Here is a 19,469-nt window from a genome sequence, read left to right as displayed (position 1 = left end):
CTCCGCCTCTTGCGTGACGCATAAGTACGTGCTTATGTGTGGGCATGACGGAAGCTGAAATATTCAAGGTTCTTGCTGACCCCACCCGCCGCGCCATCCTGGAAAGGCTGGCGGGGGCGGAGATGACGGCCACCGATCTGCGCGAGGGCTTTGCCATCTCGCAGCCGGCCATGTCGCAGCATCTTGCGGTGCTGCGCGGGGCAGGGCTGGTCAGCGAGCGGCGCGAGGGACGCTTCGTCAATTATCGCGTCGATGCTTCGGGGTTCGCGCCGCTGCACCAATGGCTCGCCCGCTACCGCGATTTCTGGCCGAGCCGCATCGACTCCCTCAGGGACCTGCTCAAGGAGATGGATCAATGACCGACACCGATGCCGAGCTGGTGTTCGAGTGCACGCTGGACGCCCCTCTCGAGAAGGTCTGGCGGGCGCTGACCATTCCTGAATATCTCGAGCGCTGGCTGCAGCCGTCGGCTGATCTCGATCTGACGGTGCTCGCCGCGGAAGAGAACCACAGCCTCAGCTATCGCTGGCGCGAGGCCGGTTCGGGCGGCACGCCCGAAGACAGCATCGTCACCTTCGAGCTGGCGCCCGATGGCGAAGGACGCACGGCGTTCCGCCTCACCCACACGCCGCCTAGATTGCCTGTCGCCGCCAACAGCAACGATCCGGCCCCGACGATGATGCTGCTCGCGGCTTAGCGCTCGGCGTCTCACCACCCCCCATCTCCCAGCCTCAAGGAGGTCGCCGATGCGCGACATGATGCAACTCGTCCCTATGGTCGTCGAACAGTCGAGCCGCGGCGAGCGATCCTTCGATATCTACTCGCGGCTCTTGCGCGAGCGGATCATCTTCCTCAACGGCCAGATCGAGGACACAATGGCTTCGCTGGTCAGCGCCCAGTTGCTGTTTCTGGAAGCCGACGCGCCGACCAAGCCGATCTACCTCTACATCAACTCGCCCGGCGGCGTGGTGACCTCGGCCCTGGCGATGTACGACACCATGCAGTTCATCAAGGCGCCGGTCGGCACGCTGTGTATGGGCATGGCTGCCTCCGCAGCGACCCTGATCCTGGCGGCCGGCGAGGCGGGGCAGCGCGTCTGCCTGCCCAATGCCTCGATCATGCTGCACCAGCCTTCGGGCGGCTATCAGGGGAAGGTCACCGACATCCTGATCCATGCCGAGGAGAGCCTGCGCATCAAGCGCCGCACCAACGAGATCTATGCCCGCCACTGCGGCCGCACCTACGAAGAGGTGGAGGCCGCGCTGGAGCGCGACCGTTACATGTCACCCACCGAAGCCCGCGAATGGGGACTGGTGGACCACGTCTACCACGACCGGAGCCAGCTTGAGCCGCCGGCGCCTTCCACGGGGGGCTAGTGGGCTTCGACAGGCGCCAGATCGGCGGAAGCATATTCCTCGCCGACGCCGAACAGGCGCCCCTTTTCGGCGACGAGAATGCAGATCAGCGTCAGCACGCCCATGCCGAAGTAGCCCATGGCCGACGGAATGGTGGTGCCGTCGAACATCTGGCCGATATAGCCGCCGATCAGTGCTCCGCCGACCGTCTGGATGAACCCGAACACCGATGCGGCGGTACCGGCGACTTCACCGAGGGGCTCCATCGACAGCGAGTTCATGTTGGCCGAGGACCAGCCGAAGGCGAACATGATGATGCAGAGCAGGCCAAGGAACAGCCACAGCGGCAGAAAGCCGAACGTTGCCATGGCCAGCCAGATGCCGCTGAAGGCGGTGAACACTAGCACCGCACCGTGCGAGATGCGGCGCATGCCGAGCCGGCGGACGATCTTGGAGTTGGTGAAGGACGAAACCGCCATCAGGGCAGCCACACCGGCGAACGCCACAGGAAAGTAGACGCCCAGCCCGTAGATATCGACATAGATCTGTTGCGAAGAGCTGATGAAACCGAACAGCGCCCCGAACAGGAACATGCCCGCCAACCCGTAAGCGAAGGCGGCGCGGTTGGTGAAGACGATGCGGAACCCGGTGAACACGGCCCGCAGGCTGAGCGGACGGCGGCGCTCGACGGGCAACGTCTCGGGCAGGCGGAAGTACGTCCACAGCCAGAACGCCAGTGCCAGCAGGCCCATGAACAGGAAGATCATCTCCCAGGGTCCAGTCAGCAGCAGCACCTGGCCGATGCCGGGCGCCAGCACCGGAATGGCCATGAACACCATGAAGGTCAGCGACATCACCTCCGCCATCTCGCGGCCGCGATACCGGTCGCGCACCACGGCTGTGGCGATGACACGCACGCTCGCGGCGCCCATGCCCTGGACAAAGCGCAGCACCAGAAGCGTCTCAAAGGTCGGGGCGAAGATTGCGGCCGTGACAGCCACGACATAGACGGCGATGCCGAAGAGCAGCGGTGCCCGGCGGCCGAAGCGATCGGTCAGCGGCCCGAATGCCAGCACGGCGATGCCCATGCCGAGCATGTAGGAGGACACCACATACTGCCGCTCGTTCTCGCTCGCGACGCCCAAAGCCTCCCCCATATAGGGCAGGGCGGGCAGCATCACGTCGATTGCCAGCGCGTTGAGCGCCATCAATGCCGCGATCAGGGCAATGAATTCAGGGCGCGAAAGCACCCGGTTGAAATGGTCAGCCATGGGAATCTTGCTCAGAAAAGAAGCGCGGCCGGGGAGGGGCGGCGCAGAATATAGGGCCGGACCATGAACTTCGTTCCGGGCATTTGCAAGCCTCTATCGGCAACAAACGATCATTCGGCCGGGGCTGGCGCGGCTGTCTTCATGCCGAAATTCGCCACTGTCCGGTCGCGGATCGGGATGTGCACCGCCGCGGAGGCGAGGCCCAGCAGGATGCCAAGATACCAGACCAGATCGTAGGCGCCGGTGGCGTCGTAGACGTAGCCGCCGAGCCAGACGCCGATGAACGAGCCGACCTGATGGCTGAAGAAGGCGACGCCGTAGAGCATGCCCATGTAGCGCGGGCCGAAGAAAAGCGTTACGAGGCCAGCAGTCAGCGGCACAGTCGAAAGCCACAGGAGCCCCATGGTGGCGGCGAAGACGTAGGCGGTCACTTCGCTCACCGGCAGCAGCAGGAAGCCGGCGATGGCCAAGGCGCGCAGGAAGTAGATGCTGGCAAGCAGCAGTTGCCGCGGCAGGCGGTTGCCCAGCCATCCCGACAGGAGTGAGCCGACGATGTTGAACAGCCCGATGACGGAAATCGTCCAACTGCCCACCTCGGGACTCAGGCCGCACTGCACCAGATAGGCCGGCATATGAACGTTGATGAACGCCAGATGAAAGCCACATACGAAGAAGCCAACCACCAGCAGGCGGTAGGAGCCATGTCCCCACGCGCTCGATAGCGCCTGCATGAATGGCAGGTCGGCCTGGCCGGGTACCGACTCGGCGCGGCCACGCAGGGCGAGGGAGAGCGGCACGATCAGCAGCAGGATCAGCGCGATCCAGACCAGCGCCATCTGCCAGCCGAACGCGTTGATGAAGCCTTGCCCGATGGGCGCAAACAGGAACTGTCCGCCGGACGACGCGGCCGTCGCAACTCCGAAGACGAAGCTGCGCTTTTCCGGCGGGACCGCGCGGCCGAAGGCTGCCATCACCACGCCGAACGAGGCCACGGCGATGCCGACGCCGGTCACCACGCCGGCGCTCAGCGTCATGGTCAGCGTATCGGGGGAGAACGCCATGCCAAGCACGCCAGCGGCATAGATCAGACCGCCGAAGGCGAGCACTCGGCCGCTGCCGTAGCGATCGGCGAAGCCGCCGGCAAAGGGCTGGGCGATGCCCCACACCAGGTTCTGCACGGCCATGGCCATCCCCCACTGCTCACGGGTCAGCCCGAGATCCTCGGTGACCGGAAGGGTGAACAGCCCAAAGGCACCACGCGTACCGAAGCCGATGGCGGCGATGATGCAGCCGGCGATGATGACCAGCGGCAGCGGGATGGCGGGGCGGGAAACGGAGGCGGACATGGCAAGCACCTGAACAGCGGTGCAGAACCTACGCCTGCCTCGCCATCACGCAAAGCGATATTGCATGATGGCTGCCATCAGCGCTGCTGATGGATTTGTGCGCAAAGAAAGGCCCCGCGCTGAGGCGGGGCCTTCTGAAACTGATTTGCGCCAGCGCCTCAGGCGCTCTGCTTCACCGCAACGCCGGCCTGCTGCAACTGGGTCTGCAGTTCGCCCGACTGGAACATCTCGCGCACGATATCAGCGCCGCCGACGAACTCGCCCTTCACATAGAGCTGCGGGATGGTGGGCCAATTGGTGTAGGCCTTGATGCCTTCACGGAGTTCGTCCGACTCGAGGACGTTGGCGCTGCCGTAGTCGACGCCGAGATAATTGAGGATCTGCACGACCTGCCCGGAGAAGCCGCACTGCGGGAAATCCGGCGAGCCCTTCATGAAGAGGAACACGTCGTTGTTCTTCACCTTGTCGTCGATGAAGGCGTTGATGTCGGTCATGGGAGGAGCCTTTCGTTACCGGGGTCAAGGTCCGGCTTCGCGTCACGCACTAGATAGGGCAGGATGGCGGCGCTGTCGAGATGAGCGTCGCCTGCTAGGCTTCACCGCGCCGTGCGGCAACCCACACAGGCCGCAGACGAAACTTACCTGGGCTTCGGCGTAGAACGCATCGCGCCAAGTCCGGCAAGCACTTCGCCGGGAATGTTGAGATCCTGAATCACGTCGGCGTGGCGGCGGAAGCCGATCAGCTCCCGCTGCACGAAATAGGCCCAAACTGCCTGCTGCGCCTCCCGCAAGAGCGAAGTGCGATCGCCCTTTGCCTCGCGCAAGGCCTGGACAGTGGTCTTCACCCGCGCTTCCGCCGCACCCATGGACGAAGCGCGCTCTGCTGCGATCTCGTGCTCGAGCGCCGCTGTGCCCGCCTCGGGGCGGACGATGCGGATCAGTTCGAGCGAGTCGCGCAGGCTCATGGTCAGTCGGGTACTCCGGTCTGCAGGGCCAACGCGTGCAGTGCACCGCCCATGTCTCCCTGCAACGCGGCATAGACCAATTGGTGCTGCTGCACGCGCGACTTGCCGCGGAACTGCTCGGAGATCACGGTCGCCGCGTAGTGGTCTCCGTCACCGGCGAGGTCGCGGATTTCAATCCTGGCATCGGGGAGGGCCGCCTTGATCCGGCGTTCGATCTCGTTTGCATCCATTGCCATGTCGACCTCCCGAAGTCTGGTTCTTGTCGCCCATAGATAGGCCAGCGCCCGAACCCCTTCAACAAGCGGCTACTGCGGCGTAACAGCTTCGTCTTCGGCAGATGCGGGTTCCGCGCCGACGCAGCAGCCGGCATCGGAATTGGTCGAGAAATTGGCGATGATGAACTCGACCAGTGGTCGCAGCTGCACCTCGCCTGCGGTGTCGTAGAAGCAGTCGAGCGTGTAGCCGCGGCCGCCATCCACGGTTTCCGTGTGCACCACGGTCAGCGGCATGCCCATGGGCGAGTCGGTGCTGGTGCCGTCATAGATCAGCGCAGGGCCGCTCTGGTAAGCTACCACTGCCTTGTTGCCGAGAGTAAAGCCGGGGAATGTTTCGGCCCAGCCGGCCACCACTTCGTCGTCGTCCAGCGACGCCAGCGCCGCTTCGGCAGTCCAGTTGCTGTCTTCCACCGGTACGATGCTCATCGAGCACTGCAGCGGCGCGTCCGGGTGGTTGATCACAACCGGCGCGTCGAGGCCGCCGCTTGCGACCATCGGGTCGGGGTAGATCAGGGTATAGGGCTGGTTCTCCAGCACCGAGCGGCTGACGCTGACGCTTTGCGCCATGGCAACGCCTGGAAGCACCCCCAGCAGAAGGCCGGCTGCAAGACCGAGGGCGGGGTGCTGTCTCATTCGGATGTCTCCTGAACCGGCGTACCGGTCCAGAACGCTCCAAACAGCGGCGAAGGTAAGGCGGCCACTTCGGTCAAGCGGCCTTGCCGTCCATATAGTTGGGGAACCAGCTCTCGTGGGCCGCCCGCAATTCGCGGACGGGGAGGGGCCGCGCTGCGCCCAGAACCAGGTCGCTGCCGCCGGTGGTGCCGATCCACGGCGCGTGGATACCGAGCGCCTTGGCCTCATCCCACAGCGCCAGGATCTCCTCGCCCTGCGGATCGAGGGCCACGGTCACCAGATAACGTCCCTGGTCCTCGGCGAAGTACTGGACCACCGGATCGACTTCGGTGAGGTCCACCACCTGGGCGCCGACGCCGGAGGCGATGGCCATTTCGGCGAGTCCCACGGCAAGGCCGCCATCGGACAGGTCATGCACGGCGGTTGCCACACCGGAGCGGATGAGCTTGCGCACCCAGTCACCGGTGCGGCGCTCGTGCGCCAGGTCGACCGGCGGCGGCGCACCATCACGGCGGCCGAACAGGTCGCGCAGATAGATCGACTGGCCCATATGGGTGCCGCGCTCCGCCGGAGCACCGACCAGGAGGATCACCTGGTTCTCGGCGGCGAAGCCGACCCGCGCCATGCGGTTCCAGTCGGGCAGCAGCCCGACGCCGCCGATCGTCGGGGTCGGCAGAATGCCGCGGCCGTTGGTCTCGTTGTAGAGCGACACGTTGCCCGAAACGATGGGGAAATCCAGCGCCTTGCAGGCTTCGCCGATACCTTCGATGGCCTTGACCAGCTGGCCCATGATTTCCGGCCGCTCGGGGTTGCCGAAGTTGAGGTTGTCGGTGGCCGCAAGGGGCTCCGCACCGGTCGCGGTCAGGTTGCGCCAGCATTCGACTACTGCCTGCTTGCCGCCCTCATAGGGGTCGGCTTCGCAATAGCGGGGGTTCACGTCCGAGGAAAAGGCGAGTGCCTTGGTGGGGTGACCTTCAACCCGGATCACTCCGGCATCACCGCCGGGCCGCTGCAGGGAATTGCCCTGGATCAGGGTATCGTACTGCTCATAGACCCAGCGCCGCGAGGAGGCCTGGTGGCCGCCGATCAGGCGCAGCAAGGCGTCGGAGACATCCATGCGGGGCACCTCGGTCACGGGAGCCGGCTTGGCGGGCTCCACCCAGGGGCGATCATATTCGGGGGCCTCGTCGCCGAGTTCCTTGATCGGCAGGTTGGCCACTTCCTTGCCCTGCCACAGCACGCGGAAGCGCAGGTCGTCGGTGGTCTTGCCGACGGTGGCGAAATCAAGCTCCCACTTCTCGAAGACTGCCCGGGCCGCCGCTTCCTTGTCGGGATGCAGCACCATCAGCATCCGTTCCTGGGATTCGGACAGCATCATCTCGTAGGGGGTCATGTGCTCTTCGCGCACCGGCACCTTGTCCAGGTCGAGTTCGATGCCGAGGTCGCCCTTGGCGCCCATTTCGACGGCCGAGCAGGTGAGGCCGGCAGCGCCCATGTCCTGGATGGCGATCACCGCGCCGGTCGCCATCAGCTCGAGGCAGGCTTCGAGGAGGCGCTTTTCCGTGAAGGGATCGCCGACCTGCACGGTCGGGCGCTTCTCTTCGATGTCGTCGCCGAACTCCGCCGAGGCCATGGTGGCGCCGCCGACGCCGTCGCGGCCGGTCTTGGCGCCGAGATAGACCACCGGCAGGCCAACGCCCTTGGCCTTGGAGTAGAAGATCTTGTCGGTGTCAGCGAGGCCCGCAGCGAAGGCGTTGACGAGGATGTTGCCGTTGTAGCGCTCGTCGAACTCCACCTCGCCGCCCACTGTGGGAACGCCGAAGGAGTTGCCGTAGCCGCCGACGCCGGCCACCACACCCGCCACGAGGTGCCGGGTCTTTTCATGTTCCGGCGCACCGAAGCGCAGCGCGTTCATGGCCGCCACCGGCCGCGCACCCATGGTGAACACGTCGCGCAGAATGCCGCCAACACCCGTCGCCGCGCCTTGATAGGGCTCAATGTAGCTTGGGTGGTTGTGCGACTCCATCTTGAACACGACGGCCTGGCCGTCGCCGATGTCGACGACGCCGGCGTTCTCGCCAGGGCCCTGGATCACCCGCGGACCGGTGGTTGGCAGCGTCTTCAGCCACTTCTTCGACGACTTGTAGGAGCAGTGCTCGTTCCACATCGCGGAGAAAATGCCGAGTTCGGTGTAGGTCGGCGCGTTGCGGCCGCCCAACAGGCTGACGATCTTGTCGTACTCTTCCGGCGTGAGGCCATGGTCGGCGACGAGCTCGGGCGTGATGGCGATGTCGTTGTCGAAGGTCATTCCGGATCCGGTCGGAAGAGGGGAGATCAGGCAGCGACGCCGAGAGCGGCGGCGAACAGGGCGCGCCCGTCGCTGCCGCCATGGGCGGCCTCGATCAGGTTCTCGGGGTGCGGCATCAGGCCGAGCACATTGCGCTTGTCATTGAGGATACCGGCAATGTCGTTGATCGAGCCGTTGGGGTTAGTTCCTTCGGCATAGCGGAAGGCGACGCGCCCCTCGCCCTCGAGATGTGCCAGCGTCTCTGCGTCGGCGAAGTAGTTGCCATCGTGATGGGCCACCGGGCAGCGGATGATCTGGCCCTGGGTGTAGCCGCGGGTGAAGGCGGTGTCGGCGTTGGTGACCTCGAGCTTGACCTCGCGGCAGACGAACTTCAGCGACGTGTTCCGCATCAACGCACCCGGCAGCAAGCCAGCTTCGATCAGGATCTGGAAGCCGTTGCAGACGCCGAGCACCTTAACACCGGCCGCCGCTCGCTCGCGCACCTTGTCCATGATCGGCGAGCGTGCCGCGATGGCGCCGCAGCGCAGGTAGTCGCCGTAGGAGAAGCCGCCGGGGATGACTATCAGGTCAGCCTCGGGGATGTCCGTGTCCTGGTGCCACACGGTGGCCGGAGCGGTGCCGGAAATCTGGGTCAGCGCCGCGATCATGTCGCGGTCGCGGTTGAGGCCGGGAAAGACGATGACAGCCGACTTCATCGTGGGTCCTCGCAATGTCAGGGATGCGCGGGGTCCTTGTGGTGAGTCTTGGCCGAAAAGGCAAGGGCGACCGCGTTGCGATCGCCCACACTTGCGCGTGTTATTCGGCTGCGGCAACCGCCGCTGTCGGCGGAGCCGATCGCCTGGTGCCGGGCAGGTGTGCCCAGCCGGGCCGTTCGAAGAGCCAGCGGCCAAAGCCGGTCTTCTCGGTCAGCCACCACAGCACCAGCGGCGCGACGATGGCTACGGCCATGGTGGCGAGGCTCAGCACGTTCGGCTCCTCGATCCCAAGCCGCAGCAGGATCAGCCGCGCCACGCCCATCGGCAGCACGAAGGCGACATAGACCACCATCGACTTGGTCCCCGTCCACCGCAGCCAGTCCATCCAGGGCAGGCGAACCAGCAGAGCCGAAATGAGGCAGATGGCCGCTGCGCCGGCAAGCGCCAGCAGCAGATGCACGCCGGGCAGGGCGGCATAGCCCATCTGGATGTGTACGGGATCGAGCCGGAAGCCGGGCGAGAACACCAGCGCGGCATTCACCGCGGCCCACACGGCGAGCATTCCGAGCGCCGCCAGCGTATTGCGATTGCCCCAATCGGCGAGCGCGAACAGGCGCGGTGCGAAGACATAGCCGGCATAGAAGTAGACCAAGTAAGCGGCAAACTGGTCGACCAGGTAGCTGCCGGTGTGGATCCCGGCCATCTGCAGCACTGCGGCGACGGCCAGCACGGCCCAGTGTGGGGCGCGGATATCGTGCAGCAGCTTGGTGACCGCGCCAAACACCGCCAGCATGTAGATGAACCAGAGCACGCCATAGGGCTGGATCACCGCCCAGGCGAGATATGCCCCGGCGGTCACCGGATCGCGCCCGACCAGCGCAACCTTGAACACGATGTGGATCACAGCCCAAAGCGCGTAGAAGTAGAGGTAATGGACCACGCGGCGGTCGGCGTAAGCCTTCCAGGGGCGGGCGATGACCTGTGACAGGAACAGGCCGGAGATCAGGAAGAACTCCGGCATGCGGAACGGCATGGCGAAGGCCAGCGCCCAGTGGAGGACGCCGGTCTGGCCGGTGTCCTCGCCCACGCTTGCGGCGCAATACATCATGACGACGAGGAAGATCGACAGGCCCTTGGCCATGTCGACCCAGGCGAGCCGATTGTCTTTGACACCCATGCATGCACTCCGGATTTCCGGAGCGCATCATAAGCGCGAGCGATGGAGCCGACGGTAAAATGCCGGTGCGAGCACCGGCAGATCGACTCTATGGTAAACGGATCGCAGGCCTCAGACGGGCACGGACGCGTAAGCCGCGAACATCAGGCCCAGGGTAGCGACGAACATCACGGAAAGCGAAAGGGTCTTGAGCATGGCAGTACAGTCCTGCGCCTGGAACTGGCGCGAAAATGGTTATCGGCGACAGCCGTTAATTTGAGATTTCGATCGTGTAGTTTTCGATCACAGTATTGGCCAGCAGCTTATCGCACATGCTGGTAAGCCGGGAACGCGCCTCGGATTCATCGGTTCCCTCAAGATTGAGGTCGAACACCTTGCCCTGCCGCACATTGGCCACACCGGGGAAGCCGAGGCCCTTGAGCGAGCCTTCGATGGCCTGGCCCTGGGGGTCCAGAACGCCGGATTTCAACGTGACGATGACGCGCGCCTTCATGTCCCGCTCCTACTGAACCAGCCGCGGACCGGTGGTCAGCGCATTGTCGTTCTCGACCAGGATGCCGAGGCGCTGGGCAACTTCGCGATAGTTCTCGACCAGGCCGCCGAGATCCTCGCGGAAGCGGTCCTTGTCCATCTTGTTGCGGGTCTTGATGTCCCACAGCCGGCAATTGTCGGGGCTGATCTCGTCGGCGAGCACGATGCGCATCATGTCGCCCTCGTAGAGCCGGCCGACTTCGATCTTGAAGTCGACGAGCTGGATGCCGACGCCCATGAACAGGCCGGTCAGGAAGTCGTTGATCCGGACCGCAAGGCTCATGATGTCGTCGAGTTCGGCCGGGGTTGCCCAGCCGAAGGCGGTGATGTGCTCTTCGGAGACCATCGGGTCGCCGAGTGCGTCGTCCTTGTAGCTGAACTCGATGATCGATCGGGGCAGGCGGGTGCCCGGCTCGAGGCCGAGGCGCTTGGCCAGCGAACCGGCGGCGACGTTGCGCACGATGATCTCGAGCGGAATGATCTCCACTTCCTTGATCAGCTGCTCGCGCATGTTGATGCGGCGCAGGAAGTGCGTGGGGATGCCGAGATCGTTCAGCTTGGAGAAGATGAACTCCGAGATTCGGTTGTTCAGCACGCCCTTGCCGTCGATCACTTCATGCTTGGCGCCGTTGCCGGCGGTCGCATCGTCCTTGAAGTACTGGACCAGGGTGCCCGGCTCAGGGCCTTCGAACAGGATCTTGGCCTTGCCTTCGTAGATTTTGCGGCGGCGGTTCATGGCATCCCAAACCGGTCGAGAGGAGGGGTGGATTTGGCCGCTTCATGCGATAGAACCGGCCCGGGATGCAAGTTCTTTCGCATGATTGCTGGGGATGGCAGCCTTGTCTCACCGTGTGTGTCGCACTTCGTCGCAAGGCCCGGAGCGCCGTTGATTTGGGCGGGTGAACCGCCTATGTCGAAGACATGGCCGTATCGGCCTTGAGCCATATTTGGGAGAGCTGCATGAGCGGGTTCGACGATCGCAAGCGGGGCGAGGAAGCCAAGTTCGCCTTCGACGCCGAGAAGAAGTTCAAGGCGGAGGCGCGTCGCAACAAGCTGCTCGGCATCTGGGCCGCCGAACTCATGAGCCTGTCGCCCGAAGAGGCCAAGGCCTATGCCGCCGAAGTGGTTGCTGCCGACTTCCAGGAAGCCGGTGACGAAGACGTCTTCCGCAAAGTTTCGGGCGACCTCAAGGCCCGCGGCATCAGCGTCGGGGACGACGTGATTCGCCAGAAGATGGCCACCCTGGTCGGCGTCGCCAACGAGCAGATCGCCGCCGAAGGCTGAGGCTTTCAGAGCCGCTGCATCAGCCGCGTGAACATCAGCAGTCCCTCTGGCCACGGACCGTGACCGGAGGCGACGTTGATGTGCCCGGCGTCACCCGCCTGGTGGAAGTCCGATCCCCAGCAGGTGGCAAACTCCACCGCACGGTCGACGCTGCACAGCGGGTCGTTGGCCGACGCCACCAGCATCGACGGGAAGGGCAGGGGATCGCGCGGGATCGGTCCGAAGCCGAGCGCCTCTTCCGGCACCGCTTGGCTCTGCTCCACATCCGGCAGAGACACCAGGAAGGCGCCACGGACATTGCTGTGCGCCAGCCGGGGCGCCACATGCGCCACCGCCAATACTGCCAGCGAGTGCGCCACCAGCACCACCGGCCGATCGGTGAGGCGTACAGCCTGCTCGATGGTCAGCACCCAGTCGTCGAGGTCCGGCTCGTCCCAGTCCGCCTGCTCGACGATGGCGGCGGTGTTCATCCGCTCGGCCCAGCGCTGCTGCCAGTGGCCGGGACCGGAATTGCCAAGACCCGGCAGGACCAGGATGTCGGCCTCGGAAATCTTCATTGCCCGAATACCCGGCGGAAGATCGTGTCGACGTGCTTGAGGTGGTACGCGTCATCGAACATGGCGTCGATTTGCGCATCGCTCAGAGTCACTTCGGGGTCGTCCTTGAGGTTTTGGGCGAACAGGCCGGTGCGATCGCCCCGGTGCTCCCACACCTTCATGGCGTTGCGCTGGACGGCGGCATAGCTGTCCTCGCGGCTGTAGCCGGCCTGGGTCAGCGCCAGCAAGACGCGCTGGGAGTTGTGCAGGCCACCGAGCAGGTCGAGATTCTTGCGCATGTTCTCGGGATAGACCACCAGCTTGTCGATGACGCCGGTCAGCCGGGCGAGGGCGAAATCGAGGGTCACCGTGGCGTCGGGGCCAATCATGCGCTCGACCGAGGAGTGCGAGATGTCGCGCTCGTGCCAGAGGGCGACGTTCTCGAGGGCAGGGGTGACCATGCCGCGGACCAGACGGGCGAGGCCGGTGAGGTTCTCGGTCAGCACCGGGTTGCGCTTGTGGGGCATGGCCGACGAGCCCTTCTGGCCGGGCGAGAAATACTCCTCGGCTTCCAGCACTTCGGTGCGCTGCAGGTGACGGATTTCCACCGCGACGCGCTCGATCGAACTGGCGACCACGCCGAGAGTGGCAAAGAACATTGCGTGGCGGTCACGCGGGATCACCTGCGTCGACACCGGCTCGATGGCCAGCCCGAGCTTGTCGGCGACATATTCTTCCACCGACGGGTCGATATTGGCGAAGGTGCCGATGGCGCCGGAGATGGCGGCCGTCGCGATTTCGTCACGGGCGGCGACAAGGCGGACGCGGTTGCGGGTGAACTCGGCATAGGCCTCGGCCAGCTTTACCCCGAAGGTGGTCGGCTCGGCGTGAATGCCGTGCGAGCGGCCGATGGTGATGGTGTCCTTGTGCTCGAAGGCGCGGCGCTTGAGGGCCTCCAGGAGCGCGTCGATATCGGCGATCAGGATGTCGGCGGCGCGCTTAAGCTGCACCGACAGGGTGGTGTCGAGAATGTCCGACGAGGTCATGCCCTGGTGCACGAACCGCGCCTCCGGCCCGACAATCTCGCTGAGGTGGGTCAGGAAGGCGATGACGTCGTGCTTGGTGGTGCGCTCGATCTCGTCGATGCGGGCGACGTCGAAGCCATAGTCGCCACGCTCGGCCTTGCGGGCGTTCATCGCCTCCCAAATCCGCGCCGCCGCTTCGCGCGGCACCACCCCGAGTTCCGCCAGTTTCGTGGTGGCGTGGGCTTCGATTTCGAACCAGATGGCGAAGCGGGTTTCGGCCGACCAGACGGAGACCATTTCGGGGCGGGAGTAGCGGGGAATCATGAGCTTACGGCTGTCCGGTCAGAGATTGAGTCAGGCGGTGCGGGTGGTCGCGGCGCTGCGAATTGCAGCGATACGGTGAGGATATGTCTGCGTTTCGTTACCGCCGAACACCGAAGAGCCGGCAACGAACACGGTTGCGCCAGCATCGGCAACGGCACGGGCATTGTCGGCGGTGATGCCGCCGTCGACCTCGATCTCGATCGGGCGATTGCCAACCAGGGCGCGGGCCTGTCGCAGCTTGTCGAGCGTGCCGGGGATAAAAGCCTGGCCGCCGAAGCCGGGGTTCACCGACATCACCAGCAGGAGGTCGATGTCGTCGAGCACGGCCTCGACCGCGGACACCGGCGTGCCGGGATTGATGGCGACACCCGCGTTCTTGCCCTCGGCGCGGATCGCCTGCAGCGTGCGGTGGAGGTGCGGGCCGGCCTCGGCATGAACGGTGATGACGTCGGCGCCGGCTTTGGCGAAGGCGGCGATATAGGGATCGACGGGGGCGACCATCAGGTGCACGTCGAACGGCTTTTGCGTCACCTGGCGCACCGAGGCCATCACTGCCGGGCCGAAGCTGATATTGGGCACGAAATGGCCGTCCATGATGTCGACATGGATGTAGTCGGCCCCGGCGGCATCGATCGCGGCGACTTCCTCCGCCAGCCGGCCGAAATCGGCCGACAGGATCGAAGGGGCAATGCGGATGGGACGGCTGGTCATCTCGGCCTCGCGGGCGGTGAGCGGCCCGCCTGCCTTAGCGGCCAGGGGCGCGCGTGACAAGCTAGCCATGGTGCAAGGACCTGGCGCACAGAGCCGGGCGCTCTCGCCGTGAACTATTTTTCCGGGCACTGCGGTGCCGTGCGAACCCAACGCCCGTGGGGACCGGCGCGTGCGCAGCGTTGTACTGGCAGCCGGGGCCGCCAGAGAAACATGTCCCGACCGGCGGGCCAGACGCGCGTCGGTGCCGGGTTTGTCTCTTGCTCCCTGCCGTGCAGCTACCGTACTTAGTCCCATCCTCGGGAGCCCGGACGCGCCTTGACCACGACCCGCCTCACGCATCTGCAAACGCTCGAAGCCGAGAGCATCGAGATCTTCCGCGAAGTCGCCGCCAGCTTCGAGCGGCCGGTGATGATGTATTCGGTCGGCAAGGACTCCAGCGTCCTGCTGCACCTGGCGCGCAAGGCCTTCTATCCCAGCAGGATCCCGTTCCCGCTGCTCCACATCGACACCACGTGGAAGTTCCGCGAGATGATCGCCTTCCGCGACCGCATGGCGGCCGAATACGGGTTCGATCTCATCACCCACACCAATCCGGATGGGCTGCGGGACAACATCAATCCGTTCGATCATGGCTCGTCGCGCTATACTGACATCATGAAGACCGCGGCCCTGCGCCAGGCATTGAGCGCCGGCCAGTACGATGCCGCCATCGGCGGGGCCCGTCGCGACGAGGAAAAGTCCCGCGCCAAGGAGCGCGTCTTTTCCCACCGCAATGCCAGCCATGCCTGGGACCCCAAGAACCAGCGCCCCGAACTCTGGCGCCTGTTCAACACCCGCCTCAACCCTGGCGAGAGCCTCCGGGTGTTCCCGATCAGCAACTGGACCGAGCTCGATGTGTGGACCTACATCTACGCCGAGAACATCCCGATCGTGCCGCTTTATTTCGCCCAGAAGCGCCCAGTTGTGGAGCGCTCCGGCACCCTGATCATGGTGGACGACGAGCGCTATCGCCTCGAAGCCGGCGAGACGCCGCGCGAGGAACTGGTGCGCTTCCGCACCCTTGGCTGCTACCCGCTGACCGGCGCCATCCGTTCGGGCGCCGCGACGCTCCCCGAGATCATCATGGAAATGCAGGCCAGCCGCACCTCCGAGCGTGAGGGCCGGCTGATCGACTCCGACCAGGCCGGTTCGATGGAAAAGAAGAAGCAGGAGGGCTATTTCTGATGAGCCTGTCCCTTGCCATCTCCAACACCGAACTCGATCGCTGGCTTGCCGAACAGACCGACAAGTCGCTGCTGCGCTTTCTCACCTGCGGCAGCGTCGACGATGGCAAGTCCACCCTGATCGGGCGGCTGCTCTATGACAGCCAGCTCGTGCTCGACGACCAACTCGCCACCCTGCGCAAGGATTCGCGCAATCGCGTGACCGGCGACGAAGGCATCGATTTCTCGCTGCTGGTGGACGGGCTCGCCGCCGAGCGCGAGCAGGGCATCACCATCGATGTCGCCTACCGGTTCTTTTCGACCGACAAGCGCAAGTTCATCGTTGCCGACACGCCCGGCCATGAGCAGTACACCCGCAACATGGCGACCGGCGCCTCGACCGCCGACCTGGCGCTGGTGCTGGTCGATGCCCGCAAGGGCCTTCTCACCCAGACCCGGCGCCATACCTTCATCCTGTCGCTTCTCGGCGTGAAGCACGTGGTGCTGGTGGTCAACAAGATCGACCTCGTCGGCTACGATCAGGCGGTCTTCGACCGCATCGAGGCCGAGTACCGCGCCCTCGCCGAGCCGCTCGGTTTCTCGACCCTCCACGCAGTGCCGGTTTCGGCCCTTCGCGGCGACAACATTCTCGCGCCCAGCACCAACATGGCTTGGTTCACCGGCACGCCACTGGTGCCGTATCTCGAAACCATCGTGGTGGACGAGGACCGCACCAGCCTGCCGTTCCGCCTGCCGGTGCAGTGGGTGAACCGACCCAATCTCGATTTCCGCGGCTTCTCCGGCACCGTCGCCTCCGGCACGATCGCGGTGGGCGAGGAGGTGCTGGTCGCCGCCTCGCGCAAGCCGGCACTGGTCAAGCGCATCGTCACCATGGATGGCGATCTCGAGCGCGCCGTGGCGGGGCAGGCGGTGACGCTGGTGCTGGACCGCGAGCTCGATATTTCCCGCGGCGACGTCTTGGCGAGGCCGGGCGAGACGCCGGACTATTCCAACCAGTTCCAGGCGCGGCTGGTGTGGATGAACGAGGGGCCTGCCTTTGCCGGCCGTTCGTACCTCCTCAAGATCGGCACGCAACTGGTGCCGGCGACCATCACCGACATCAAGTTCCGCACCAACGTCAACACGCTGGAACAAGCGCCGGCGACCAAGCTCGACCTCAACGAGGTTGCCACCGTCACCATCGCCACCGACAAGCCGATCGCCTTCGATCCCTATGCAGAGAACCGCTTGACCGGCGGCTTTATCCTGATCGACCGCGTCTCCAACAGCACGCTGGGCGCCGGCACCATCGAGTTCGGCCTCCGCCGGGCGCAGAACCTGACCTACCAGAATTTCGACGTGAACCGGCAGGTGCGCGCCGAGCTCAAGGGGCAGACGCCGCGGATCGTGTGGTTCACCGGTCTCTCCGGATCCGGCAAGTCCTCGGTCGCCAACCTGCTCGAAAAGCGCCTCACCGCCGAGGGCCGCCACGCCTATATCCTCGACGGGGACAATGTGCGGCACGGCCTCAACAAGGATCTCGGCTTCACCGAAGCCGCCCGCGTCGAGAACATCCGCCGCGTTGCCGAAGTGGCCCGCCTGATGGCCGATGCCGGCCTGATCGTCCTCGTCTCCTTCATCTCCCCCTTCGAAAAGGAACGGCGCCTCGCCCGCGAGATCGCCGGCGACATCGACTTCACCGAAGTCTATGTCGACACCCCTCTCGAGGTCTGCGAGGCGCGCGACCCCAAGGGGCTCTACAAGCGCGCAAGGGCAGGGGAGATCAAGAATTTCACCGGCATCGACTCCCCCTTCGAGGCGCCCACCAACCCCGACGTGGTGCTGCACGGGGCGGAAGCGGAGCCGGTGGAATTGGCCGATGTGCTGTATGGGCGGCTGGGGCTTTGAGGCCAGGGCCAGTGGACCGCTGACGCCCGGCCAGCGCGTTACAGGGATGCCGGGCAGCGTCTTCTGTGTGCGCCCTTGCGCGTTGCCCCTGACGGCAAGACGTTCCTGGTGCCGACCGACCTCTTCCGGTTCGGGGTGGTTCTTGACGCGGCAATCGCCTCCGGTAGCACGGGCGCATACCCCAAACAGTTCGCGGAGCTGGACACGGTGCTCGCAGATGTCCGCCCCGGTGTGGCGGGGTGATCGTGCGGTTCAGCGGCGGATGGCGTCAAGGACGTGATCTGCCATGGAGGCGCAACGCTCGCCATCGAAAGGGTAGAGGTTGGCGAACGATCCGGTGACCTGTGAGGTGAACTGCGTGCGTAACTCGCGCCGCGCCCGGTGCAGTCTCGACTTCACCGTTTCCGCCGGGATTTCGAGCAGGGTGGCGGTTTCCTCGGTGCTGAGGCCCTCGATGTCGCGGAGCACGAAGACCGAGCGGAAGCCCGGTGCCAGCCGGTCGACCATGCGTTCCAGCAGCCGGGCCACCTCGTGGCGCGCAACCTCCTCCTCAGGGCTGGGCTCGCCCGAATTGAGAGCCGGCGCGTCGTCGTCCAGTGCGTCGATGCGCTCGGTGGGGCGCCGCCGGCGCAGGCGTCCGAGCGCTTCGTTGACGGTGATGCGGGTCAGCCAGGTGGCCATGCCTGAGTCTCCCCTGAAGCTGTCGAGATGGGTGAAGGCCAGGGCATAGGATGCCTGGACCACATCCTCCGCCTCGGCATCATTGCCGAGGATGGACCGGGCGGTGCGGAACAGCCGCTGGTTGTGCCGCTTGATCAGGAGGCGAATAGCGCGCTCGTCCCGCAGGCGGGCCAACGAGACAAGCTCCAGCTCTCCGAGGAGCGCGTAGTCGGGCGGGTGCGGCATCCTGCTGACGGCCAGAGCAGGGATGGTCATGACTCTCCTCCTTTCCGCTGCGCGGGGATGGCAGGCGCGTTCATGGTTCCACCACCAGATCGAGGGTCATTCCCGGGTGGTAGCGGCAGTAGACCTCGAATGTTCCGGCCGCGGCAAGCGTCAGCCGGGCCTCGGCGCCCGGCTCGAGATCCATGTCGAAGCTGCCGCCGCGGTCGGTGGCGGTGTGGCGGAAGATGTCCTCGTTGCGCCAGACGATCACGTCATTCTCCTTCAGTCCGTCGGGCGGCGCGGCGAACTTCATGGCATCGATGACGATGACGTACTCCTCGGCAAGCGCAGGGCTGGTCAGAAGCACCAGGCCGGCGAGCAAGGCGGGCAGAAGGCGGCCACTGCTCATTTGAACGTGGCCGCGAGATGTTCGGCGTGCATCTGGTGTTCGCCGAACAGGGTGAGGCCCGACTCCAGCAGAGCCTTCAACTCAGCATTTTCCGCGGAGGGGATCAGCGTTGCCGCGAGGGCCTCATTCACCGTCTGGTGGAAGGCCACTTCGTTGGCGACATAAGCCGCGTCGAAGGCTTCTCCCTCCAGTGCTTCGAGCTCTTCGAGTTTGGCTGCGGCGGCTTCGCTCAGGGCTGCGCTGGTGGCGTTGTCCTCGGGTTCGACGCCAAGCTTTTCCAGCAGCGACAAAGCCTGCTCGTTCACGGCGCGGTGGTCCCGCACCATGGTTTCGGCGAACTCGGTCACCTCGGGATTCGTGCTCTTGCGCAGCGCCTGCTCGGCCGCGGCAATGTCGATCTCGCCAGCCGTATAGGCGATATGGGCGATCTGCGGGTCGGTGAGATCAGCCTGGGCGAAGGTCGGGCTGGCCAGGGCCACCGCCATGGCTGCCGAGGTCACTAGGGTTCTGAACATGTCCACTCCTGTGCAGGACCTGGGGCGCCGCGGCGGATGCCGGCGCTGCACAGGTCTCACCAGAATAGATGCGGCACGCAGAGAAAGGTCCCCAGATCTGTGGGCACGATCGGCC

General features: G+C 65.2%; 23 protein-coding genes. 6 read left to right on the top strand and 17 right to left on the bottom strand.

Annotated features, from left to right (window positions below; all coding sequences use genetic code 11):
* Positions 1–44: 44 nt before the first annotated feature.
* Genes ACFSX5_RS01815 through ACFSX5_RS01805 form a run of 3 tightly spaced genes read left to right on the top strand, consistent with a single transcriptional unit; the run spans position 45 to position 1,376 of the window.
* Positions 45–359 carry an ArsR/SmtB family transcription factor gene (locus ACFSX5_RS01815; RefSeq protein ID WP_386831219.1) on the top strand — a complete coding sequence of 105 codons (315 nt, stop codon included), beginning with the start codon at positions 45–47 and terminating at the stop codon, positions 357–359.
* Complete coding sequence (locus tag ACFSX5_RS01810) at positions 356–697, top strand: SRPBCC domain-containing protein (RefSeq protein WP_386831217.1); 342 nt, start codon at positions 356–358, stop codon at positions 695–697. The genes ACFSX5_RS01815 and ACFSX5_RS01810 overlap by 4 nt, the downstream gene beginning before the upstream one ends.
* A gap of 49 nt (positions 698–746) precedes the next feature.
* Complete coding sequence (locus ACFSX5_RS01805; RefSeq protein WP_386831215.1) at positions 747–1,376, top strand: ATP-dependent Clp protease proteolytic subunit; 630 nt, start codon at positions 747–749, stop codon at positions 1,374–1,376.
* On the opposite strand, the gene ACFSX5_RS01800 is transcribed toward ACFSX5_RS01805, so the two are convergent.
* The 11 genes from ACFSX5_RS01800 to purC form a co-directional block, all read right to left on the bottom strand.
* The gene (locus ACFSX5_RS01800) at positions 1,373–2,626 is read right to left on the bottom strand and encodes a multidrug effflux MFS transporter (protein ID WP_386831213.1); all 1,254 of its coding nucleotides are present in this window, start codon (positions 2,624–2,626) and stop codon (positions 1,373–1,375) included. The genes ACFSX5_RS01805 and ACFSX5_RS01800 overlap by 4 nt on opposite strands.
* Before the next feature lie 110 nt (positions 2,627–2,736).
* Positions 2,737–3,972: an MFS transporter gene (locus ACFSX5_RS01795; protein WP_386831211.1), complete on the bottom strand. Its 1,236-nt coding sequence runs from the start codon at positions 3,970–3,972 to the stop codon at positions 2,737–2,739.
* A gap of 158 nt (positions 3,973–4,130) precedes the next feature.
* The gene (grxD, locus tag ACFSX5_RS01790) at positions 4,131–4,466 is read right to left on the bottom strand and encodes a Grx4 family monothiol glutaredoxin (RefSeq protein ID WP_386831209.1); all 336 of its coding nucleotides are present in this window, start codon (positions 4,464–4,466) and stop codon (positions 4,131–4,133) included.
* 143 nt (positions 4,467–4,609) lie between these two features.
* On the bottom strand, positions 4,610–4,936 hold the full coding sequence (locus tag ACFSX5_RS01785; protein ID WP_386831207.1) for a DUF6665 family protein: 327 nt from the start codon (positions 4,934–4,936) through the stop codon (positions 4,610–4,612).
* A gap of 2 nt (positions 4,937–4,938) precedes the next feature.
* Complete coding sequence (locus tag ACFSX5_RS01780) at positions 4,939–5,172, bottom strand: BolA family protein (protein WP_386831205.1); 234 nt, start codon at positions 5,170–5,172, stop codon at positions 4,939–4,941.
* Positions 5,173–5,241: 69 nt separating this feature from the next.
* The gene (locus ACFSX5_RS01775; protein WP_386831203.1) at positions 5,242–5,844 is read right to left on the bottom strand and encodes a hypothetical protein; all 603 of its coding nucleotides are present in this window, start codon (positions 5,842–5,844) and stop codon (positions 5,242–5,244) included.
* 73 nt (positions 5,845–5,917) lie between these two features.
* A complete protein-coding gene (gene purL, locus ACFSX5_RS01770) occupies positions 5,918–8,152 on the bottom strand; it encodes a phosphoribosylformylglycinamidine synthase subunit PurL (protein ID WP_386831201.1) in 2,235 nt (744 codons plus the stop codon).
* A 26-nt stretch (positions 8,153–8,178) separates the two neighbouring features.
* A complete protein-coding gene (purQ, locus tag ACFSX5_RS01765) occupies positions 8,179–8,847 on the bottom strand; it encodes a phosphoribosylformylglycinamidine synthase subunit PurQ (protein ID WP_386831199.1) in 669 nt (222 codons plus the stop codon).
* Positions 8,848–8,947: 100 nt separating this feature from the next.
* Positions 8,948–10,024, bottom strand: a complete 1,077-nt coding sequence (locus ACFSX5_RS01760; protein ID WP_386831197.1) for an acyltransferase family protein — start codon at positions 10,022–10,024, stop codon at positions 8,948–8,950.
* Between the two features lie 250 nt (positions 10,025–10,274).
* The gene (gene purS / locus ACFSX5_RS01755) at positions 10,275–10,517 is read right to left on the bottom strand and encodes a phosphoribosylformylglycinamidine synthase subunit PurS (RefSeq protein WP_386831195.1); all 243 of its coding nucleotides are present in this window, start codon (positions 10,515–10,517) and stop codon (positions 10,275–10,277) included.
* A gap of 9 nt (positions 10,518–10,526) precedes the next feature.
* Entirely contained in the window at positions 10,527–11,291 is a 765-nt protein-coding gene (gene purC, locus ACFSX5_RS01750) for a phosphoribosylaminoimidazolesuccinocarboxamide synthase (RefSeq protein WP_386831193.1), read from the bottom strand.
* Positions 11,292–11,515: 224 nt separating this feature from the next.
* Here purC and ACFSX5_RS01745 point away from each other — a divergent pair, with 224 nt between their 5' ends.
* On the top strand, positions 11,516–11,839 hold the full coding sequence (locus ACFSX5_RS01745; protein ID WP_386831191.1) for a DUF1476 domain-containing protein: 324 nt from the start codon (positions 11,516–11,518) through the stop codon (positions 11,837–11,839).
* Positions 11,840–11,844: 5 nt separating this feature from the next.
* On the opposite strand, the gene ACFSX5_RS01740 is transcribed toward ACFSX5_RS01745, so the two are convergent.
* The 3 genes from ACFSX5_RS01740 to rpe are packed head-to-tail and all read right to left on the bottom strand — an operon-like array spanning position 11,845 to position 14,435.
* Positions 11,845–12,396 (bottom strand): RBBP9/YdeN family alpha/beta hydrolase, encoded by a 552-nt coding sequence (locus ACFSX5_RS01740; protein WP_386831189.1) that lies wholly within the window; start codon positions 12,394–12,396, stop codon positions 11,845–11,847.
* Entirely contained in the window at positions 12,393–13,724 is a 1,332-nt protein-coding gene (purB, locus tag ACFSX5_RS01735) for an adenylosuccinate lyase (protein WP_386831187.1), read from the bottom strand. The genes ACFSX5_RS01740 and purB overlap by 4 nt, the downstream gene beginning before the upstream one ends.
* A gap of 30 nt (positions 13,725–13,754) precedes the next feature.
* Positions 13,755–14,435, bottom strand: a complete 681-nt coding sequence (gene rpe / locus ACFSX5_RS01730) for a ribulose-phosphate 3-epimerase (protein ID WP_386831185.1) — start codon at positions 14,433–14,435, stop codon at positions 13,755–13,757.
* A 315-nt stretch (positions 14,436–14,750) separates the two neighbouring features.
* On the opposite strand from rpe, the gene cysD reads away from it, so the two are divergent.
* Together cysD and cysN are read left to right on the top strand one after the other, a co-directional pair.
* Positions 14,751–15,659, top strand: a complete 909-nt coding sequence (gene cysD, locus ACFSX5_RS01725; protein WP_386831183.1) for a sulfate adenylyltransferase subunit CysD — start codon at positions 14,751–14,753, stop codon at positions 15,657–15,659.
* A complete protein-coding gene (cysN, locus tag ACFSX5_RS01720; RefSeq protein ID WP_386831181.1) occupies positions 15,659–17,545 on the top strand; it encodes a sulfate adenylyltransferase subunit CysN in 1,887 nt (628 codons plus the stop codon). Before cysD ends, cysN begins: the two co-directional genes overlap by 1 nt.
* Before the next feature lie 252 nt (positions 17,546–17,797).
* On the opposite strand, the gene ACFSX5_RS01715 is transcribed toward cysN, so the two are convergent.
* From ACFSX5_RS01715 to ACFSX5_RS01705, 3 genes are read right to left on the bottom strand one after another with little or no spacing between them, the layout of a single operon-like run.
* Positions 17,798–18,481, bottom strand: a complete 684-nt coding sequence (locus ACFSX5_RS01715) for an RNA polymerase sigma factor (protein WP_386831180.1) — start codon at positions 18,479–18,481, stop codon at positions 17,798–17,800.
* Positions 18,482–18,521: 40 nt separating this feature from the next.
* The gene (locus ACFSX5_RS01710) at positions 18,522–18,839 is read right to left on the bottom strand and encodes an amicyanin (protein ID WP_386831178.1); all 318 of its coding nucleotides are present in this window, start codon (positions 18,837–18,839) and stop codon (positions 18,522–18,524) included.
* Positions 18,836–19,324, bottom strand: a complete 489-nt coding sequence (locus ACFSX5_RS01705) for a DUF4142 domain-containing protein (RefSeq protein WP_386835555.1) — start codon at positions 19,322–19,324, stop codon at positions 18,836–18,838. The genes ACFSX5_RS01710 and ACFSX5_RS01705 overlap by 4 nt, the downstream gene beginning before the upstream one ends.
* Between the last annotated feature and the right edge of the window lie 145 nt (positions 19,325–19,469).

The organism is Devosia albogilva, from assembly GCF_042685625.1.
In the GTDB taxonomy this organism is placed as follows: Bacteria; Pseudomonadota; Alphaproteobacteria; order Rhizobiales; family Devosiaceae; genus Devosia; species Devosia albogilva.
The sequence above is the reverse complement of the archived record's forward strand: the minus strand, read 5'-3'. Positions and strand labels throughout refer to the sequence as shown.

Bases quoted from the DNA above. Each gene is read 5' to 3' on its own strand.
- ACFSX5_RS01815 (WP_386831219.1), top strand. From the start codon at position 45: ATGACGGAAGCTGAAATATTCAAGGTTCTTGCTGACCCCACCCGCCGC.
- ACFSX5_RS01810 (WP_386831217.1), top strand. From the start codon at position 356: ATGACCGACACCGATGCCGAGCTGGTGTTCGAGTGCACGCTGGACGCC.
- ACFSX5_RS01805 (WP_386831215.1), top strand. From the start codon at position 747: ATGCGCGACATGATGCAACTCGTCCCTATGGTCGTCGAACAGTCGAGC.
- ACFSX5_RS01800 (WP_386831213.1), bottom strand. From the start codon at position 2,626: ATGGCTGACCATTTCAACCGGGTGCTTTCGCGCCCTGAATTCATTGCC.
- ACFSX5_RS01795 (WP_386831211.1), bottom strand. From the start codon at position 3,972: ATGTCCGCCTCCGTTTCCCGCCCCGCCATCCCGCTGCCGCTGGTCATC.
- grxD (WP_386831209.1), bottom strand. From the start codon at position 4,466: ATGACCGACATCAACGCCTTCATCGACGACAAGGTGAAGAACAACGAC.
- ACFSX5_RS01785 (WP_386831207.1), bottom strand. From the start codon at position 4,936: ATGAGCCTGCGCGACTCGCTCGAACTGATCCGCATCGTCCGCCCCGAG.
- ACFSX5_RS01780 (WP_386831205.1), bottom strand. From the start codon at position 5,172: ATGGCAATGGATGCAAACGAGATCGAACGCCGGATCAAGGCGGCCCTC.
- ACFSX5_RS01775 (WP_386831203.1), bottom strand. From the start codon at position 5,844: ATGAGACAGCACCCCGCCCTCGGTCTTGCAGCCGGCCTTCTGCTGGGG.
- purL (WP_386831201.1), bottom strand. From the start codon at position 8,152: ATGACCTTCGACAACGACATCGCCATCACGCCCGAGCTCGTCGCCGAC.
- purQ (WP_386831199.1), bottom strand. From the start codon at position 8,847: ATGAAGTCGGCTGTCATCGTCTTTCCCGGCCTCAACCGCGACCGCGAC.
- ACFSX5_RS01760 (WP_386831197.1), bottom strand. From the start codon at position 10,024: ATGGGTGTCAAAGACAATCGGCTCGCCTGGGTCGACATGGCCAAGGGC.
- purS (WP_386831195.1), bottom strand. From the start codon at position 10,517: ATGAAGGCGCGCGTCATCGTCACGTTGAAATCCGGCGTTCTGGACCCC.
- purC (WP_386831193.1), bottom strand. From the start codon at position 11,291: ATGAACCGCCGCCGCAAAATCTACGAAGGCAAGGCCAAGATCCTGTTC.
- ACFSX5_RS01745 (WP_386831191.1), top strand. From the start codon at position 11,516: ATGAGCGGGTTCGACGATCGCAAGCGGGGCGAGGAAGCCAAGTTCGCC.
- ACFSX5_RS01740 (WP_386831189.1), bottom strand. From the start codon at position 12,396: ATGAAGATTTCCGAGGCCGACATCCTGGTCCTGCCGGGTCTTGGCAAT.
- purB (WP_386831187.1), bottom strand. From the start codon at position 13,724: ATGATTCCCCGCTACTCCCGCCCCGAAATGGTCTCCGTCTGGTCGGCC.
- rpe (WP_386831185.1), bottom strand. From the start codon at position 14,435: ATGACCAGCCGTCCCATCCGCATTGCCCCTTCGATCCTGTCGGCCGAT.
- cysN (WP_386831181.1), top strand. From the start codon at position 15,659: ATGAGCCTGTCCCTTGCCATCTCCAACACCGAACTCGATCGCTGGCTT.
- ACFSX5_RS01715 (WP_386831180.1), bottom strand. From the start codon at position 18,481: ATGACCATCCCTGCTCTGGCCGTCAGCAGGATGCCGCACCCGCCCGAC.
- ACFSX5_RS01710 (WP_386831178.1), bottom strand. From the start codon at position 18,839: ATGAGCAGTGGCCGCCTTCTGCCCGCCTTGCTCGCCGGCCTGGTGCTT.
- ACFSX5_RS01705 (WP_386835555.1), bottom strand. From the start codon at position 19,324: ATGGCGGTGGCCCTGGCCAGCCCGACCTTCGCCCAGGCTGATCTCACC.